18 protein-coding genes and 2 tRNA genes are annotated in these 17,591 nt (G+C 66.9%); 8 read left to right on the top strand and 12 right to left on the bottom strand.

Annotation, left to right across the window (positions count from 1 at the left end):
- Window positions 1-357: 357 nt before the first annotated feature.
- From D3H34_RS19940 to D3H34_RS19920, 5 genes are all read right to left on the bottom strand, one after another.
- Window positions 358-846 (bottom strand): GFA family protein, encoded by a 489-nt coding sequence (locus tag D3H34_RS19940; protein WP_119555976.1) that lies wholly within the window; start codon window positions 844-846, stop codon window positions 358-360.
- A 70-nt stretch (window positions 847-916) separates the two neighbouring features.
- Window positions 917-1,867 carry a hypothetical protein gene (locus tag D3H34_RS19935; protein WP_119555975.1) on the bottom strand — a complete coding sequence of 317 codons (951 nt, stop codon included), beginning with the start codon at window positions 1,865-1,867 and terminating at the stop codon, window positions 917-919.
- Between the two features lie 121 nt (window positions 1,868-1,988).
- Window positions 1,989-2,960: a Bug family tripartite tricarboxylate transporter substrate binding protein gene (locus tag D3H34_RS19930; protein ID WP_119555974.1), complete on the bottom strand. Its 972-nt coding sequence runs from the start codon at window positions 2,958-2,960 to the stop codon at window positions 1,989-1,991.
- Between the two features lie 56 nt (window positions 2,961-3,016).
- Window positions 3,017-3,967 carry a PDR/VanB family oxidoreductase gene (locus D3H34_RS19925; protein ID WP_119555973.1) on the bottom strand — a complete coding sequence of 317 codons (951 nt, stop codon included), beginning with the start codon at window positions 3,965-3,967 and terminating at the stop codon, window positions 3,017-3,019.
- Window positions 3,968-3,970: 3 nt separating this feature from the next.
- The gene (locus tag D3H34_RS19920) at window positions 3,971-5,062 is read right to left on the bottom strand and encodes an aromatic ring-hydroxylating dioxygenase subunit alpha (protein ID WP_119555972.1); all 1,092 of its coding nucleotides are present in this window, start codon (window positions 5,060-5,062) and stop codon (window positions 3,971-3,973) included.
- 110 nt (window positions 5,063-5,172) lie between these two features.
- Between D3H34_RS19920 and D3H34_RS19915 the strand changes: the two genes are divergently transcribed.
- The 4 genes from D3H34_RS19915 to D3H34_RS19900 all read left to right on the top strand — a co-directional run bounded on the left by D3H34_RS19915 (window position 5,173) and on the right by D3H34_RS19900 (window position 7,508).
- Window positions 5,173-6,141 carry a LysR family transcriptional regulator gene (locus tag D3H34_RS19915; protein WP_119555971.1) on the top strand — a complete coding sequence of 323 codons (969 nt, stop codon included), beginning with the start codon at window positions 5,173-5,175 and terminating at the stop codon, window positions 6,139-6,141.
- 69 nt (window positions 6,142-6,210) lie between these two features.
- Window positions 6,211-6,681: a DUF4124 domain-containing protein gene (locus D3H34_RS19910; protein ID WP_167481243.1), complete on the top strand. Its 471-nt coding sequence runs from the start codon at window positions 6,211-6,213 to the stop codon at window positions 6,679-6,681.
- A 31-nt stretch (window positions 6,682-6,712) separates the two neighbouring features.
- Window positions 6,713-7,177, top strand: a complete 465-nt coding sequence (locus D3H34_RS19905) for a ribonuclease HI family protein (protein WP_119555969.1) — start codon at window positions 6,713-6,715, stop codon at window positions 7,175-7,177.
- A 76-nt stretch (window positions 7,178-7,253) separates the two neighbouring features.
- The gene (locus tag D3H34_RS19900; protein ID WP_119555968.1) at window positions 7,254-7,508 is read left to right on the top strand and encodes a DUF3297 family protein; all 255 of its coding nucleotides are present in this window, start codon (window positions 7,254-7,256) and stop codon (window positions 7,506-7,508) included.
- A 45-nt stretch (window positions 7,509-7,553) separates the two neighbouring features.
- Here D3H34_RS19900 and D3H34_RS19895 read toward each other — a convergent pair whose 3' ends face one another.
- Entirely contained in the window at window positions 7,554-8,567 is a 1,014-nt protein-coding gene (locus tag D3H34_RS19895; RefSeq protein ID WP_286185964.1) for a DUF2272 domain-containing protein, read from the bottom strand.
- Window positions 8,568-8,667: 100 nt separating this feature from the next.
- On the opposite strand from D3H34_RS19895, the gene D3H34_RS19890 reads away from it, so the two are divergent.
- A complete protein-coding gene (locus D3H34_RS19890; RefSeq protein WP_119555966.1) occupies window positions 8,668-9,669 on the top strand; it encodes an alpha/beta hydrolase in 1,002 nt (333 codons plus the stop codon).
- Window positions 9,670-9,675: 6 nt separating this feature from the next.
- Here the strand turns inward: D3H34_RS19890 and D3H34_RS19885 are convergent, their stop codons facing one another.
- Together D3H34_RS19885 and D3H34_RS19880 are read right to left on the bottom strand one after the other, a co-directional pair.
- On the bottom strand, window positions 9,676-9,960 hold the full coding sequence (locus D3H34_RS19885) for a hypothetical protein (RefSeq protein ID WP_147400465.1): 285 nt from the start codon (window positions 9,958-9,960) through the stop codon (window positions 9,676-9,678).
- A 125-nt stretch (window positions 9,961-10,085) separates the two neighbouring features.
- Window positions 10,086-10,161 (bottom strand) — tRNA-Lys (locus D3H34_RS19880).
- A 168-nt stretch (window positions 10,162-10,329) separates the two neighbouring features.
- On the opposite strand from D3H34_RS19880, the gene D3H34_RS19875 reads away from it, so the two are divergent.
- A complete protein-coding gene (locus D3H34_RS19875) occupies window positions 10,330-11,037 on the top strand; it encodes an SDR family NAD(P)-dependent oxidoreductase (protein ID WP_119555964.1) in 708 nt (235 codons plus the stop codon).
- 75 nt (window positions 11,038-11,112) lie between these two features.
- On the opposite strand, the gene D3H34_RS19870 is transcribed toward D3H34_RS19875, so the two are convergent.
- Window positions 11,113-11,188: transfer RNA gene (locus D3H34_RS19870), tRNA-Ala, on the bottom strand.
- A gap of 88 nt (window positions 11,189-11,276) precedes the next feature.
- Here D3H34_RS19870 and D3H34_RS19865 point away from each other — a divergent pair.
- Window positions 11,277-12,143 (top strand): alpha/beta hydrolase, encoded by an 867-nt coding sequence (locus D3H34_RS19865; RefSeq protein WP_119555963.1) that lies wholly within the window; start codon window positions 11,277-11,279, stop codon window positions 12,141-12,143.
- Between the two features lie 44 nt (window positions 12,144-12,187).
- Here the strand turns inward: D3H34_RS19865 and D3H34_RS19860 are convergent, their stop codons facing one another.
- Window positions 12,188-13,165 carry a GMP reductase gene (locus D3H34_RS19860; RefSeq protein ID WP_119555962.1) on the bottom strand — a complete coding sequence of 326 codons (978 nt, stop codon included), beginning with the start codon at window positions 13,163-13,165 and terminating at the stop codon, window positions 12,188-12,190.
- Between the two features lie 220 nt (window positions 13,166-13,385).
- Window positions 13,386-14,039, bottom strand: coding sequence for an OmpW/AlkL family protein (locus tag D3H34_RS19855; protein ID WP_119555961.1), 654 nt, complete (start codon window positions 14,037-14,039; stop codon window positions 13,386-13,388).
- Window positions 14,040-14,245: 206 nt separating this feature from the next.
- Between D3H34_RS19855 and D3H34_RS19850 the strand changes: the two genes are divergently transcribed.
- Window positions 14,246-16,705 (top strand): UvrD-helicase domain-containing protein, encoded by a 2,460-nt coding sequence (locus D3H34_RS19850; RefSeq protein ID WP_119555960.1) that lies wholly within the window; start codon window positions 14,246-14,248, stop codon window positions 16,703-16,705.
- A gap of 54 nt (window positions 16,706-16,759) precedes the next feature.
- On the opposite strand, the gene D3H34_RS19845 is transcribed toward D3H34_RS19850, so the two are convergent.
- Complete coding sequence (locus D3H34_RS19845) at window positions 16,760-17,590, bottom strand: BPSS1780 family membrane protein (protein WP_119555959.1); 831 nt, start codon at window positions 17,588-17,590, stop codon at window positions 16,760-16,762.
- Window position 17,591 lies beyond the last annotated feature (1 nt).

Raw genomic sequence — 17,591 nt, 5'->3', positions numbered from 1 at the left:
ACAGCAGCGTTGGACACTTGCACCGAACGCGCGAGGCTTTCGGAGCACAAGCTCAAGGGTGATTTCCGGTCGGTGAGGACGACGCACCTTTGACGGAATAGCTCGCCGCAGCGCAAAGCAAAGCCATTGGCTGACCTGATACGGGAGAGGCGGCGCGGCCGATCAAGATCATCGGCGCAGATCGTCAAGCGCAAGGCAGCTTGAGGCTCGCGCGCATGCCTCTTCGCTTTGAATCGAAAGACCGCCTTAGAAAGCGCCCAGCGTCTCCTTCGGGCGCAAAGCGGCGGTAGCACCAACTACCATGCCCCTGCGCTGCAGCCCTTCAACGTCAGAACCCAGGCGATCAGAAGCAAAGACTCAACGTCCGCTCTCTTGCCGAGCCAAGACCGGTGCCTCATGTCGCAGGGCTACTTCCGGCCGACCATCCAGCGTGGCCCGCGCCATGGCAAAGCAATCCACATCGGCCGGCAAGGCCACGCCGCTTTGGGCGGAGCGGGTCCAGATGTGGCTTGTGAGTTCGACCGCGTTCGGATCGTCGTAGCATCCGCGCGAGATGGCGCGGACATCGGGCCAGCGTTCGAAGGTCAGGCCCATCGTCGTGCCGCACGACGGGCAGAAATGAACGAAGACCTTCTTGTGGCTTCCGTCCGATCGGTGCTCGTACTGCCGAAGCTCGCCATCGTTGAACCGGACGGCATCCATCGGAAAGAGGGACTCGGCGTAGAAGGACGTGCCGGTCATGCGCTGGCAGAACGTGCAATGACAGGCGAACGTACGCAGCGGCGGCTGGCTCGCGCTGAACCGGACCTTGCCGCAGAGGCAACCACCTTCAAGTACAGCTGGCATACGGCATCCAAAAAAACGGATTCTGCCCCTGCCATGGATTGAGGCGAAGCGGCTGTGCAAGCCGCTCTCGTCAGGCCAGCCCCAGTTCCTTGGCCTCGGCTTCGTAGTTCGGATACGAGGCCTTCATCGTCGCGCCATTGAGGATCATCTCGGCCACGAGCGTGCGCGACGGCATCTCGTACACCTGGGTGCGCACCCACACGGACTCCGTGCGCGCGCTTTCGCTCAGGGCGACGATCTCTCGCTCCAACTCGTAGTCCTGGTCGACGAAGAGCGGGCCCTTGATGAGGCGGATCTCCTGTCCGGCGAACAGGCCCACCGCCGGCTTGCGGCCGCCCAGTTGCGCCTCGGCGCTGGTGGAGCCGAGCAGCACGCTGATCATCTCGGTCGGAATGATCGCCCGGCCCCAGGGCGAGCGCTTGCCGCCTTCGGCGGTGTACCAGTCGCAAGGCTCGGTGATGACCTTGAGCTTGTCGGCGAGCGTGAAGGGGTAGTGGTCGCCCATGTGCTGGTCGAAGCCCATGCGGATCTTCTCGACGACGGCGCCGCGCTGGCCCACGCGCAGGTCGCGGTTGATGACCAGGCCCTGGGGCGGGCGCAGCTTCGCGATGCGCTGGGGCAACTCGTGCGGATGCTGCGAGGCATCGCCCACCGACGCGGTGCCGGTCAGCACGGGCGTGCCGTCGGCCTTCTCGGCGCGCAGGCGCACGAAGGTGGCGCCGGGTGCGGGCAGGTCGACAAAGGCGCGCACCGATTCGCCTTCGACCACCATGTTCTGGTAGTGGGCGCTGATGCAGCCGGTCTCGAACCAGGCCTGCCCGAACACGTGGAACAGCAGGGGATCGAACTGGCTGAAGTGCGTCGGTCCTTCGATGGGGCCGGCGCGCAAGCCCAGTTTTTCCGCCGTCGCATCGTCGTGGATGGACTTGTGGTCGTCGTAGGTCTGGTCGGCCAGCATCTGGCGCGGCTGGCGCAGCGGGCCGCACAGGCCCGGGGTGGTGGTGGAGAAAGGCGAGGTCATTGGCGGGAGGCTCCGTGTTGCCGGCGGCTGGCGCCGGTCGTGTCCGCAATGATGGCAAAGCCTGCCGACGGCGCCTGTCGCCTCGGGAACGCAGGGTCGCAGCTGTCCTGGGCGCCCCGCCTCATTGCGCCTCGACGCCCAGGTCGCGGATCCGCTTCGTGATCACGTGGAACTCCTCCCTGTACGACAGCGCGAACTGCTCGGGCGTGCTGTTCATCACCTCGAAGCCGCGGCTCACGAACAGCTGGCTGACGTCGGGCGATCCGACGATGGCGCGAACTTCCCGGGCCAGCTTGTCGACGAGGGGCTGTGGCGTCTTCGCCGGCGCCAGCAGTCCGATCCAGACGTTGGTGTCGTACAGCGGGTCCTTGAAGCCCAGCTCGCTCATGGTCGGGACCTGCGGGAGCGAGGTGGAGCGCTGACGGCCCAGCACGGCCAGCGGAACGACCTTGCCCGTGGGCACATGCTGCATCGCGCTGGGCACGGAAGACAGGCCGACGTCGATCGTGCCCGACAGCAGGTCGGTCACCACCGGCCCTTCGCCGCGCTGCGGCACATGCACCATGCCGGCATTCAGCCCGCGGTTGAGGCTCTCGCCGGCCAGGTGGCCCAGCCCGCCGACGCCCCACGAGCCGTAGCTCAGCTTCGCGCCGCCCTTCGCCACCTTGGCCTTCAGGTCTTCCATGCTCTTGATGCCGGTGCCGGGGTGTGTGGAAATCAGCGCGGGGCTGCGTACCACCTGTGTGACGCCGACGAAGTCCTTCAGCGGGTCGTACGCCAGGGTCTTGAACAGCGCCGTGTTGTTGATCTGCGAATCGGTGATGGTCATCAGCAGCGTGTAGCCGTCGGCCTTGGCGCGGCCGACTTCTCCGGCGCCGATGGCGCCCGCCGCGCCCGCCTTGTTGTCCACCACCACGGGTTGCCCCATCGATTTCGAGAGACGGTCGCCGATGGTGCGCGCCACGAAATCGGTCGCGCCGCCGGCGGCGTAGGGCACGACGATCCGGATCGGCCGCGAGGGGTAGCTTTCCTGCGCGGCGATGGGCAGCGCCAGCGTGATCGCTGCGCATGCGGCAGTCATTGTCTTGAACATGATTGTCTCCAGTGGTGGGTTGAGTGATGGATTGAGTCGTGGGTCGTGGGGGCGCGTCAGAGATCGAGAACGAGGACGGCGCTGCGCGCGCGGGACACGCAGGGCAGGATGCAGGTGTGGCTGTCGCGCTCTTCGTCGCTGAGCACGAAGTCGCGGTGCTCGGCCTCGCCTTCGAGCAGCGACACCTCGCAGCTGCGGCACATGCCTTCGCGGCATGAGAAGGGAATGCAGACCTTGGCGTCTTCCAGCGCGTCCAGCAAGCTCTGCTGCGCAGCGACTTCGATCCTCTGGCCGCTGCGATGCAGCACCACGGTGAAGGTATCGGCCGGCGCGACGGGCGTGGCTTGTTCCGGTGGTGCGAAGCGCTCGAAATGGGTGGCCGCCTTGTCGATGCCGACAGCGCCCGCGGCTGTGCCGACCGCGTTCATCAATCCTTCGGGGCCGCAGCAGTAGACGTGCGTGCCTGGGGCCGCACGGCCGAGCCAGCCCGCCAGATCGGGCGGCGCGCCCGCTGCTTCCTGATCCACGTGCAGTTGCACGCGGTCATGGTGGCGCGCCAGCGTCCACGCATAGGCGGCACGGGCCCGCGTGCGCACGCAGTACAGCAGCCTCCAGGGCCTGGCGTGGGCCTCACACCAGAGAATCATGCTCAGGATGGGCGTGACGCCAATGCCTCCGGCCACGAACACATGCTCGGTGGCCGTCGGGTCGATGCCGAACAGTGCGCGCGGCGTGCCCACCTCGAGCGCATCGCCCACGGCAAGGCGCTGATGAACGAAGGCCGAGCCACCGCGCGAGGCCGGCGCCAGGCCGATGCCGAGCACATACCGATGGCGCTCCAGCGGCGAGTTGGCCAGCGAATACTGGCGGCGGATGTCGCCGGGCAGCAGCAGGTCCACATGGGCGCCGGCGGTGAAGGGCGGCAGCGCCGCGCCGTCGGGCGCACGCAACTCCAGGCCGAGCACATCCTGCGCCTCTTGCGTGAGGCGTGTGACGACGAGCTTCATGGCTCAGGCCCGGGCGGGTTCGGGTGGTGCCGGTACCGATGCCGCAGGGGCAGGGCGGGCTGCTGCAGCTTCTTCGACCGCCTCTTCCTCCAGTCGGCGGGAGACGATCCAGCGGAACTGGTTCAGCGCGGCGTCGATGCCGAAGGCCATCATCTTGAAGTCGGGCGCCAGTGCCAGGCTTTTTTGCTGCGCGGTGATGATGTCGCGGTCTTCGTCGAAGGCATCCACCACGGCCTGATGGATCGAACGCGTGACCTCAGGCTTGTCGATGGCGAAGTTGTGCGGATGCGCGAAGAAGTAGTGGGTGGAGTTTTCCGTCTCGGGCGTGATGGCCTGGCAGCCGCGAAACTCGATCGCGCCCTCGCGATTTCCTTCGGCGGCGCCCTGGCCGGTGGGCGCCATGCCGGAGTCCATCAGCAGGATGGCCGGGAGGGTGAAGTTGTAGATGTTCCACCGATCGACCTTGCTGCCCCAGTCCTTGACCGCCTGTGCGAAGGGCGGCGGTTCGGTGTCGAGGGCCCATCGGGTGATACGCACGCCGTTGTCGATGCGTTCGACCTTGGGTTGCGCGGCCGCGTAGTCCGCGCTGCCGCCCAGCGTGGTTGGATGCACGAAGGGCAGGTGGGAAAAGTCCAGCAGGTTGTCGCAGATCAGCAGGTAGTTGACGTCGTAGTGGATGTAGCCGTCCAGGCTGCGCCAGTCCGGATCGTCGAGCCACTGCGTGTCGGGGATCAGCGCCGGGTCCGCCTTGTCGGGGGCGCCCATCCAGATCCAGACCCAGCGATGGCGCTGCACGACTGGAAAGGTGCGCACCCTGGCCTGGATGGGAATGCGCTTCTGGGCCGGGGCCTCGATGCACTGGCCCGAGGCGTCGAACTTCAGGCCGTGGTACATGCAGCGCACGCAATCGCCTTCGCGCCGACCCACCGACAGGGGCGCGCCGCGGTGGCAGCAGCGGTCTTCCATGGCCACGATCTCGCCGTCGTCCTTGCGGAACATGAGCACGGGCACGCCGATGATGGTGCGGGCGAACAGGCCCTGCGTCGTGAGCTCGTGGTCCCAGGCGGCCACGTACCAGGTGTTTTTGATGAACATGGGGCGTCTCCTTTGTCTTGTTCGCCGCGTTCGAGTCACGGCATGGGCCAAGCGTAGGACGAGGGTTCTCATGTATCAATGTCATGCCAGTCATTCCTAGAATGAGCAGCATGCATGCGGAAAATCTCGACCTGAACCTGCTGGCGGTCTTCGACGCGATGTTTCGCGAGGCCAATGTCACCAAGGCCGCGCAGGGCCTCGGGTTGACGCAGAGCGCGATGAGTCACGCGCTGAACCGGTTGCGCGCTTTTTTCGACGACCCGCTGTTTGTCAAGGTCGGCAGCCGCATGGAGCCCACGCGCAAGGCCGAGGGCATGCGCGCGGCTGTGGTGGAGGTGATGTCCACCGTGCGCCAGCAGATCCTGGCCGGCGCCCGCTTCGAGCCCGCGCTGGCGCGGCGCACCTTCACGCTGTGCATGACGGACATGGGCGAGCTGGTGTTCCTGCCCCCGCTGCTCGAGCGCTTCAAGAAGGAGGCGCCCGGATGCTCGCTGCGCACGCTGCAGGTGCCGCTGGAGCAGGTCGAAGGACTGCTGGCCTCCGGCGAGGCCGATCTGGCCGTGGGGTCGATCCGCTCGGCGCCCGAGGGGCTGTTTCATCAGCGCCTGTTCCTGCACTCCTTCGTGACCATCGCCAGCACGCGCAACAAGGACATCGGCGCCACCCTCACCCGCGAGCGCTTCGAGTCGATGCGGCACATCGTGGTCTCGCTCACCGGCCATTCGGCGGAGAGCTACGACAAGGTGCTGGAAGACCAGGGCATCCGCCGCACCGTGGCCGTGATGACGCCCCATTTCCTGATGGTGCCGCTCCTGATGGACCGGCACTCCGACCTTCTTGCGACCGTGCCGCGTGAATTGGCGGAGGTCTTCGCCCGCCTGGGCACGGTTCGCATGTTCGAGCCGCCGGTGCCCGTGCCCCAGTTCCAGCTCAACCAGCACTGGCATCCGCGCTTCCATCACGATCCGGCCGTGGTCTGGTTGCGCGATGTGATGAAGCACACGTTCGAGCACTACCCGCACATCAGCACGCAGGCCAGTCCCCCGGCCAGGAAAAGCGTTCGAACGAAGTCGCGTTGACGCCCGATGCGGCATCGAACTTTCTTTTGCTTGTTCGCGCGCCCGCGCACTGTTACAACGAGCGTCTTCATGCGCACGCCCACCATCCTTTCCGTTTCGCTGCTCTGGCTTGCCGTGGCCGCGCCGACCGTGCAGGCGGAGGTGGTGCGCTGCACCGACGCCGACGGCCGCATCGTCTACACCGATGGCGCGTGCCCGCCGGGTACCCGGCAGTCGCGGCAGCTGCGGATTGACGAGCCGCCGCCTGCACCATCGCGTGCACCAGGCGAAGAGGCCGAGCCTCGCCGGCCGGAATACGCGGCACCGTCCGCACCACCGCCGCAGCCCGCGCCCTCGGGCCCGGCCATCATTCCGCGCCATCCGGTGGGCGAGGCGCCTGCGATCGATCCGGCGCCGACCTACATCTGGAGCGGCGATCCGTACTACGGTCCACCGCGTCCCGGGTATCACCCCCGGCCGCCGCGCCCGCCACACGATCCGGGGCCGCCGCCCGGCCAGCGACCCTGCAATCTCGCGGGCATCAAGCGCAACAACTGCTGAGCGCGCTCGTCTCTTTGCGTTCTCCTTCTTCATGACCGTCGCTGCGCCTGCGCGCCCTCCACCGTGGGTCGTCCATTGCGACGGCAGTGCCATGCCGAACCCCGGACGCATGGGTGTCGGTGTGGTCATCACCCAGCCCGACGGCACGCGTCACACCTTCTCGCAGGCCACGCACACCACCGGCTGCAACAACGAAGCCGAGCTGCGGGCGCTCACGCTCGCGCTGCGTGAGCTGCATGCGCGCGGCGCCACCGCCGTGCAGGCCTACAGCGACAACAGCACGCTGGTCGAGCAGTTGAGCGGCGGTGCCGACGTGCGGCCGATCGTGCGATTGGCGCCGCTGTTCGACGAAGCGCGCACGCTGTTGCAGGGTTTCGACGAGGCGCAGGTGCAATGGATTCCGCGCCACCGCAATGCCGAGGCCGATGCGCTGGCGCGGGCTGCGCTGGGCTTCGGACCGAAGCCGCCCGCCAAGGCGTGGAAGAAGCGGCGCTAGCGATGCCCGCGGAAGGGCATCTGGCGCGGCATGCCGCAGGTTTTATCATTCGGGTCGATTCAGAAACCCGTTTCCCATGACCGAAGAAGCCACCTCCAAGCCCGCGTTGCCCGATCACCTGTCGACCGATCCGCGCAGCCCGCACCACATTCCCGCCGTGTTCGAGCACCCCATCGGCATCCGCTTCAACGGCAAGGACCGCCTGGACGTCGAGGAATACTGCATCAGCGAAGGCTGGATCAAGGTGCCCGCCGGCCGAGCGCTGGACCGCAAGGGCTATCCGCTGCTGATCAAGCTCAAGGGCGCTGTCGAGGCGTACTACCGCGACTGATGGCCGGCGGCGCACCGGCGCCGCCGTTCCTGCTTCTCTTGTCTTTCAACGCCACTGCAGCAGCAGCGACCACGGCTGCCGGCTCATGTGGCGATCGACGCACGCAACGCCGCCCGTCGTGCAGCCTTCGGGCAGGTAGCTCGCATCCAGCAGCCGTGTGCCGGGCGCAAAGGCCAGGCGCCGCAAGGTGACCGACTGCAGCACGTTGCCGCCCACGGCGTCGAAGCCGGTGTCGTCCACATTCACCACCACATCGCAGTGCATCGGCAACGGTGCGCCGCCCGTGGGGCGCCCGGCGAGTGCCTCACCGATTCTTTCGTAGCTGTCGAGCGCGGCGCCGCGCGCGCCACGCGCCTGGCAGACGAGGTCGCCCGGTCGTGGCGGCGTGCGCGTCAGGTCGCAGGCGCGCAAGGCCTGGGGCGTCGCGCGGCCTGCGGCCTCGTCGACGCCGGCCTGCCACGCGGCGCCCGCGTAGTCGACATGGGCCTCGGAAAAGACGAACTCGTCGGCGCCGAGCCCGGCCTCGCGTGCCACCCAGCTGATGAATGCGGCGGACCAGGGCGTGTCGATCACCGCGACGCGCTGTAGCGCGACCTCTAGGGCACGCTGGTCCGATGGATTCAGTCCTTGCAGGCCCGCCGCGCTGGCCTGATTCAGCGCTTCGGTCAACAGCGTGCGGTCGGCCGCGTGCTGGGCGCCGAAGCGCACGAGGTGCGGCAGCCGCTCGTGCGGCGGATCGACTGCGTGCCAGTAGCGCAGCACGCGTTGCCACGCAGGCGGTTCGCCGGGCGCGGAGCGCACGTCCTCGGCCTCTGAGATGCCGGATTCGGTGAGCCGGCCTTCGGCGTCCATGGTCTGGCCGTCGAAAGCCGCGTGTTCCTGTCGTGCGAGCGCCGCCATCGCGAGCGCGCGCGGGGGCGGCGGGATGTGGGAGGCTGTCGCAAGGCAGCCGGCGGCGGCCGATGCGAAGGTAGGCGCTGTGGCCAACGCCAGGGCCGCGCACAGCGCAAGCGATGGACCGCGAGCGGAGGAGGGCGCGGCGTAGGGCAGTTGCGGCATGTGGGGCGAGCATAGTAGCGACGGCCTTTCCGCAGCAGGCAAAGCAGAATGCGGCTGCGCATCTTGAAGCGCCGGGCCGTCCGGTGCAGGCGCTCCCACGGTGAAGCTCCAGAAGATTCTGCTCCGCACACTCGGTGTCATCGTCGGCCTCGCCGTCGTGGGGTACGCCGCGTTCCAGTGGAGCCCGTGGCCCTCGGTGCTGATGATTCGCTACGCCTTCGGCAAGGGATCGGACGCCGCGTCGCAGTCGCTGCAAAAGCATGTGCCGCCCGGCATCTCGGCGGTGCTGGGCCAGCACTACGACGAAGCCGATCCGGACGCCTACCTCGATGTGTTCCGTCCGGCCTCGGCGGGTGACCGGCCATTGCCCACCGTGGTGTGGGTGCATGGCGGCGCCTGGGTTTCGGGCCACCGACGCGACGTGGCCAACTACGCGCGCGTGCTGGCCGGCCAGGGCTTCACCGTGGTGGCCGTCGGCTATTCGATTGCGCCCGGAAAGGGCTACCCGGTGCCCGTGCGGCAGGTGAACGCGGCGCTGGGCTATCTCGTGCGTGAGGCGACGAGACTGGGCGTGGACCCCACGCGGCTGGTGCTGGCAGGCGACTCGGCGGGTGCGCACATCGTCGCGCAGGTCGCGAACGCCGTGGCCGTGCCCAGTTACGCGGAAGCCGTTGGTCTCACGCCCGCCATCGCACGCGACCAGTTGCGCGGCATGCTGCTGCACTGCGGCGCCTACGACGCGGCACAGGCCCGGCTCGACGGCGCGTTCGGCGGTTTCCTGCGGACCGTGTTCTGGTCGTACAGCGGCAGCAAGGATTTCCAGAATGCACCGGCCTTCGAAACCGCTTCGGTGCGACGCTATGTGACCGAGGCTTTTCCGCCGTCGTTCATCACCGCGGGCAACGGCGATCCGCTCGAAGGGCAGTCGCGTTCGATGGCTGAGACATTGACGGCGAAGGGCGTGCGGGTCGACAGCCTGTTCTTCCCCGCCGACCAGACGCCCGCGTTGCCGCACGAGTACCAGTTCAACCTCGACGACGCGCCGGGGCAACTCGCGTTGGCGCGTTCGCTGGCGTTCCTGCGGCGCGTCACGGCGCCGTGAGGATGTTCAGTTCTGGGGCTTGCCCGGCAGATCGCCTTCACGCAGCTTGCGGCCGACCCACACCAGTCCGGTTTCGTAGTCGGCGCTGCCGACCTGCACGCCGCCGACAGTGCGCAGCGCGCCCGTGCCGTCATCGGTGGCCGGACCTTCGCCCGTGAGATCGCCGGGGACCAGCAGGCGACCGTCCTTGAGGAAGTCGGCAATGCGCAACTGGCGCATGCCTCGGCCCCAATGCCAGTGCTGCTTGAGGTCGAAGGATGTCGGCGATGAAGCGGGTTTGGATTCCTTCACGGGAATGTCCGGGAGGAGCTTGCGAAGGGTAGCGTCGGCACGAGCCAACGTACAGGTGAACGCGCCATGAAAAAAGCCTGCTACCTTGTGAGTAGCAGGCTTTCCAGCGTTTCCGCGATGTTGGTTGGTGGGCCCTGAGTGACTCGAACACTCGACCTACGGATTAAGAGTCCGCTGCTCTACCAACTGAGCTAAGAGCCCTTGCTTTGAAAACCGTTAGTGTTTTCTGGCAAGACCACGAGTATATACCAATCTTTGAGGCACTTCAAAAACTTTCTGCACATTTGTACGACGGCGTTAGGATGCGCGACCGTCGGGGCCTGGCCCCACCCCCATCCCCGCACCCGGGGCGCACGAGGAGAAATTTCGATGAGCGATGCAAGCACCACCCCCCATGTCCTGATCACCGGCGCCGCGGGCGCGTTGGGCCGGACCGTGGCCCAGCACTTTCTCGACCAGGGCGCACGGCTGGCGCTGGTCGATCACCACGCCGGCCGCCTGGCCGAAGTCTTCCCAGGCCTGGACAACTCGCAGCACCTGCTGCTCGCCGGCGACGTGACCTCGGCGCCCGACATGGCTGCGCTCACCGGCCAGGTGCTGCAGGCGTTCGGCCGCGTCGATGCGCTGGTGCACATCGCCGGCGGCTTCGAGATGGGTGAGGCGACACATGCGCTCACGCGTGCGAGCTGGGACCGGATGATGAATCTCAATGCCTGGTCGTTCGTCGCCGTGACGCAGGCCGTGCTGCCTTCGATGATCGAGCGCCGCTCGGGCCGCATCGTCGCGGTGACGGCCAAGGTGGCTGCGCGCGGCCTGCCGGCAATGGCGGCGTACATCGCATCGAAGAGCGCGCTGCAGCGGCTCGTGGAATCGATGGCGGCCGAGGCCGCACCGCATGGCGTGAACATCAACAGCGTCGCGCCCAGCGTGCTCGACACGCCGGCCAATCGCCAGGCGATGCCCGACGCGAATCCGGCCGAGTGGGTCTCCACCTCGGTCGCGGCGCAGACCATCGGCTTCCTGGCATCGCCGGGCGCCGCTGCATTGCACGGCCAGCACCTGACGCTCGACGCCTGACATTTCCCGTCGGCAGAGTGCAGCCGCAAATGAAAAAGGCCTTGGCGATCGCCAAGGCCTTTTTACTGAGTCGGTTGGTGGAGAGGAGGAGGATCGAACTCCCGACCTCCGCATTGCGAACGCGGCGCTCTCCCAGCTGAGCTACCCCCCCAACGCGAACTGCATCTTATCCCCGTGCGCCTTTCGATGCACGTCGCCGTGCCAAGATGCGCCCCGGAAAAACAAGGAGCAAGCACCGCATGGAAGCGCACGATCCCGCCTGGCTGGAAGGCATGTACAACAACCTGGCGCGGGTGAAGGACCACCCCGCGTACTTTGCGCGATGGGCGCGCGAGTCCGCCGCGGCGCGCGACACCCTGCCGTGCCGGATCGACCTGCCCTACGGCACCGGACCGAACGAAACGCTCGACGTGTTTCCGGCGCCTGTGCCCGATGCGCCGGTGCTGGTCTTCATCCATGGCGGCTACTGGCGTGCCATGGACAAGAAGGACCATTCGTTCATCAGCACCGCGTTCCATGACCGCGGTATCTGCGTGGTCCAGCCCAACTATGCGCTGTGCCCCGGCCCGGTCGATCAGCCGGTGACGGTGCCAGGCATCCTGCTGCAGATGGTGCGTGCGCTCGAATGGACCTGGCGTCATGTGGCGACGTATGGTGGCGATCCCTCGCGCATCACTGTCGCGGGACATTCCGCTGGCGGCCACATGGCGGCCGCCTTGCTGGCCTGCAACTGGAGGGCGGTGGCGCCCGATCTGCCCGCGCAGCTCGTGCGCAATGCCTTGTCGGTCTCGGGTCTGTTCGACCTGCGGCCGCTGCAGCGCACGCCGTTCCTCGAGCACACGCTGAAGCTCACCGATGCCGATGCGTGGCGCGCGAGTCCGGCGCTGTGGCCTGCACCTGCGCGTGGCCAGCTTTATGCGGCAGTCGGCGGCAACGAGAGCGCGGAATTCATCCGCCACAACGCGATGATCCGCGAGGCCTGGGGCCGTCACACCGTGCCGGTGTGCGAGGTGCTGCCGGGGCTCGACCACTTTGGCGTGGTCGATGCGCTGGCTGATCCGTCACACGCGCTGCACCGCTACGCAGTGCAGCTGCTCGAGGCCTGAAAGAAAGGACGGGCAAAGACGGGTGGACAGGCCGCCCGTCGCGCTCACATCAGCAGGTGTTCGCCCGCGTTGTCGCCGCCCAGCGTGACGTAGTTGACCTTGCGGATGTCCATCAGCGTGCGGCCGCCCGCGTAGCTGATCGAGCTCTGCACGTCCTGTTCCATCTCGACCAGCGTGTCGGCCAGCTTGCCCTTGATCGGCTCGAGGATGCGCTTGCCTTCGACGTGCTTGTACTCGCCCTTGTTGAAGTCGCTGGCCGAGCCGTAGTACTCCTTGAAGAGCGTGCCGTCGACGTCGACCGTCTTGCCCGGCGACTCTTCATGGCCCGCGAACAGCGAGCCGATCATGACCATCGACGCGCCGAAGCGGATGCTCTTGGCGATGTCGCCGTGGTCGCGGATGCCGCCGTCGGCAATGATCGGCTTGGTGGCCACGCGCGCGCACCACTTGAGCGCCGACAGCTGCCAGCCGCCCGTGCCGAAGCCGGTCTTGAGTTTGGTGATGCAGACCTTGCCGGGGCCGATGCCGACCTTGGTCGCGTCGGCGCCCCAGTTCTCCAGGTCGATCACGGCTTCGGGCGTGCCCACGTTGCCGGCGATCACGAACGACTTCGGCAGCTTGGCCTTGAGGTAGCCGATCATGTTCTTCACGCTGTCGGAATGGCCGTGCGCGATGTCGATCGTGATGTATTCGGGCACGAGGCCCTCGGCCACCATCTGGTCGACCGTTTCGTAGTCGGGCTTCTTCACGCCCAGCGAGATCGAGGCGAACACGCCCTTGCCCTGCATGTCCTTGACGAACTGGACGTTGTCTAGGTCGAAGCGGTGCATCACGTAGAAATAGCCGTTCTGCGCGAGCCACAGGCAGATCGACTCGTCGACCACCGTTTTCATGTTGGCAGGCACCACGGGGAGACGGAAGGTGCGCTCGCCCAGCGTGACACTGGCGTCGCATTCCGAGCGGCTTTCCACGCGGCATTTGCGTGGCAGCAGAAGGATGTTGTCGTAGTCGAAGATTTGCATGACCAGGCTCCTGAAAGGAATCGTTGAATGGAACGAATGAGCGCTTGGTCCGGCCGGTTCTCGTGATCGCGTCATGAAAACGACGGCCACAAAAAACCGGGCGCAAGAAACTTGGGCCCGGTGATTGATTCTACGGCCCTGGCAAACGCACGCAAGACAGCAGGGCGTATTGACCCTATGGCTTGCTGCGTATATCCGCCGGCCGTGGGGCGCACCGTCTTCAGAACCTGTAGCCGATGCCCACGCCGAACAGCCACGGGTCGACCTTCACCGTCGACAGCTGCACGCCATTCATGTTCACGGCGCTGCGGATGCGCAGCTTCTTCACGTCGAGATTGAGGTAGGTGTTCTTCGCCACCTCGATGTCGACGCCGGCACCCATGGCAAAGCCGAAGCTTTCGTTCTGCAGCTGGAGGCGGCCGACTGTCGGCACCTGCAGGTTGACGCTGCTCAGCCGCGTGTAGTTCAGGCCCGCACCGATGTAGGGGCGGATCTTCGCGGTGGGCATGAAGTGGTATTGCAACATCAGCGAGGGTGGCAGGTGCTTGAACGTGCCGATGTCCACCGGCCCGCCCAGTGCACTCTGCTGCACGGTGACCGTCTGTTTCTGCGGCACGGTCAGCACCAGTTCGGCGGCGAGATTCGGCGTGAAGAAGTAGGTGATGTCCAGCTCGGGAATGGTCTTGCTGTTGATGGTGATCGCATCGCTGGGGATCGACAGGTCGGCCACCGGGGACGAGTGGTTCGCCGGCTTCAGGTACACGGCGCGGGCGCGCACCAGCCAGTTGCCCTGCGCTTCCTGGGCGGCGGCCGGCAGGGCCGCGATGGCGCCGAGCAGGGCGGCGATGCAGGCAGGGGCGAGTTTCTTTTGCATGGGTGTCCGGTTCTCCAGTGACGGCCGGCGCGCGGGGCCGGCAACTGGAGGGCAGTCTCCCGCCCGGCAAGACCACGCTGCTTGATCTGCCGCAAGAACGGCAGGCCTGCGCACGCCAGGAGGCCCTGCCTTGATCCAGGTCATGCCTGCAAGGCCAACCCGGCGCCCCGGCACCTGCGATGGGGCAGCTTTCTACAATGGAGCCCATGCTCCCTCACGACCTGTTTTCCGGCGCGTCCGCAGCCGATTCGGGCGGCCCTGCCTCGCCGTTGCTGAACAACCTCAACGCCGAGCAGCTTGCTGCCGTCACGCTGCCCGCGGGCAATGCGCTCATCCTCGCCGGTGCCGGTTCAGGCAAGACCCGTGTGCTCACCACCCGCATCGCGTGGCTGCTGCAGACGGGGCAGGTGTCCGCCGGCGGCATCCTGGCCGTGACGTTCACCAACAAGGCCGCCAAGGAAATGATGACGCGACTGACCGCGATGCTGCCGGTCAATGTGCGCGGCATGTGGATCGGCACCTTCCACGGCCTGTGCAACCGCCTGCTGCGCGCGCACTGGAAGCTGGCCAACCTGCCCTCGACCTTCCAGATCCTCGACACGCAGGACCAGCTCTCGGCCATCAAGCGCCTGATGAAGCAGTTCAACGTCGACGACGAGCGCTTTCCCGCCAAGCAGACGCAGTGGTTCATTGCCGGGGCCAAGGAAGACGGCCTGCGCCCCGGCGACATCGAGGCCCGCAGCGACGACGACCGCAAGAAGGTCGAGCTCTACCAGCTCTACGAAGAGCAGTGCCAGCGCGAAGGCGTGGTCGACTTCGGCGAGCTGATGCTGCGCAGCTACGAACTGCTGCGCGACAACGACCCGGTGCGTGAGCACTACCAGCGGCGCTTCCGCCACATCATGGTCGACGAGTTCCAGGACACCAACCGCCTGCAGTACGCATGGCTGAAGATGCTCTCGGGCCACACCGCCGCCGGCGGCCACTTCACGCCGGGCGAGCACAACAGCGTGATCGCCGTGGGCGACGACGACCAGAGCATCTACGCCTTCCGCGGCGCGCGCGTGGGCAACATGACCGACTTCGTGCGCGAGTTCAACGTGCGCCACCAGATCATCCTGGAGCAGAACTACCGCAGCTACAGCAACATCCTCGACTCGGCCAACCAGCTCATCAGCAACAACAAGAAGCGCCTGGGCAAGAACCTGCGCACGGACCAGGGCCCCGGCGAACCGGTGCGCGTGTATGAATCGCCCACCGACCTCGCCGAGGCGCAATGGATGGTCGAGGAAATGCGCCAGCTGACGCGCGACGGCTTCGACCGCAAGGAAATGGCCGTGCTCTACCGCAGCAACGCGCAGAGCCGGGTGATCGAAACGGCGCTGTTCAACGCCTCGGTGCCGTACCGCGTGTACGGCGGCCTGCGCTTCTTCGAGCGTGCCGAAATCAAGCACGCGTTGGCCTATCTACGCCTGCTGGAGAACAAGGACGACGACACCAGCTTCCTGCGCGTCGTCAATTTCCCGCCGCGCGGCATCGGCGCGCGCACGCTCGAAAGCCTGCAGGACGCGGCGCGCGCCGCCGGGCGTTCGTTGCACGACGCCGTGAGCGCGGTCGGCGGAAAGGCGGGGGCGAACCTCACGGCCTTCGTCGCCAAGATCGACGTGCTGCGCGAACAGACCCAAGGCGTGAGCCTGCGCGAGATCATCGAGCTGGTGCTCGACCACAGCGGCCTTGTCGAGCACTACAAGGCCGACCGCGAAGGCGCCGACCGCATCGAGAACTTGGACGAACTCGTGAACGCGGCCGAGAGCTTCGTCACGCAGGAAGGCTTCGGCCGCGATGCCGTGGCGCTGCCGGTCGACGAGCTGCGCCAGTCGCCAGCGAGCCAGGGCCTCGACCCCAGCCGCCCGGTGCTCGACGAGCCGCTGGCGCCCGATGCGGAAACCGGCGAAACGCTGAGCCCGCTCGCGGCTTTCCTGACGCATGCGGCGCTCGAGTCGGGCGACAACCAGGCACAGGCCGGGCAGGACGCGGTGCAGCTCATGACCGTGCACGCCGCCAAGGGCCTGGAGTTCGACTGCGTGTTCATCACCGGCATGGAAGAGGGCCTGTTCCCCCACGAGAACTCGCTGAGCGATTTCGAGAGCCTGGAGGAAGAGCGCCGCCTGATGTACGTGGCGATTACGCGGGCGCGCAAGCGTCTGTACCTGAGCCACTCGCAGACGCGCATGCTGCACGGCCAGACCCGCTACAACGTCAAGAGCCGCTTCTTCGACGAGCTGCCGGAAAGCGCGCTCAAGTGGCTCACGCCGAAGAACCAGGGCTTCGCACCCTCGGCCTTCGGTTATGGCGGTGGCTACGGCAGCACGCGTGGCGGCTCCGGAGCCTACGGCGGCGGTGGAGGCTACGGCGGTGGCAACCGCTACAGCGCTGGTGGCAGCAGCGCCGGCAAGGACACTTTCGCGAGCCCGCCCGTGCCGCCGCAGAAGGCCGCGCCATCGCATGGCCTGCGTTCAGGCATGCAGGTGTTCCACAACAAGTTCGGCGAGGGCACGGTGACGGCGCTCGAAGGCACTGGGGACGACGCGCGGGCGCAGGTGAAGTTTGCGCGTCACGGTGTGAAGTGGCTGGCGCTGTCAGTGGCCAAGCTCACGCCGGTCTGAGCCCGGCAGGCCCGCCCGCCCGAAAGGGCAGCGGGCAATACGGGCGATAGAGGCTCAGTTCGCGTCGAAGCTGTCGCGGAAGGTGAACCAGGTCGAGGCCAGCGACATCGCCGCGAGCACCAGCGCCGTGCCGATCATCAGGATGTTGCCGATGGCCAGGGCCGCACCGTCGGAGCCCATGGCGCCGACGCCGATCAGCACGGTGGCGAGCAGGCCGATGGCGATGCCCGCGGCCATGAACACGCCGAACCACGCCAGGCCGAACAGCGCGTAGGCGCCGAAGTTGCGGAACAGCGCGACGATGCTGAAGAAGGTGCTCTTCACCGGTTCCACGCGGTGCCAGTGCACCAGCGCCGGTGCGTGCCACATGGCCAGCGACAGCGGCAGGTTCAGGCACATCAGCATCGTGCGCGCGGTGAGGAATTCGCTGCTCTTCATGATTTCGGGCGTCACCACTTCGTCGAAGAGATAGGCGCGCATGAGCTGGCCGCCGTCGATCAGTGCCGTGAGCGTGACTGCCAAGACGAAGTACACGGCCGAGATCACGCCCAGCACCACCAGCGAGCGCCATTCGGTGCGCATGGCATCGAACACCGCGATGAACATGGCCGAGCCCGTGGGACGGCCCGGGTCACCTGTGCTGCCCAAGCCGTCGGCGTTGTCGGTGGCGGCGACGGAGGTCGCGACCATCAGGCCGAGCGTCAGGAAGGGCAGCAGGATCGGCGCGAGCACGCTGCCGAGCACGGGCAGCATCGACGCGGTCGAGATCAGCGCCATCAGCATGAAGAACAGCGAGATGAAGGCCAGCGGCTGACGCCAGAAGGTCTTGAGCCCGAGGCGGACCCAGTCGAAGCCGGTGCGCGCCGGCACGAGGTTGAGTTTCATG

The sequence above is a fragment of the Acidovorax cavernicola genome, assembly GCF_003581445.1.
This window is presented reverse-complemented; position numbering and strand designations above follow the sequence as displayed.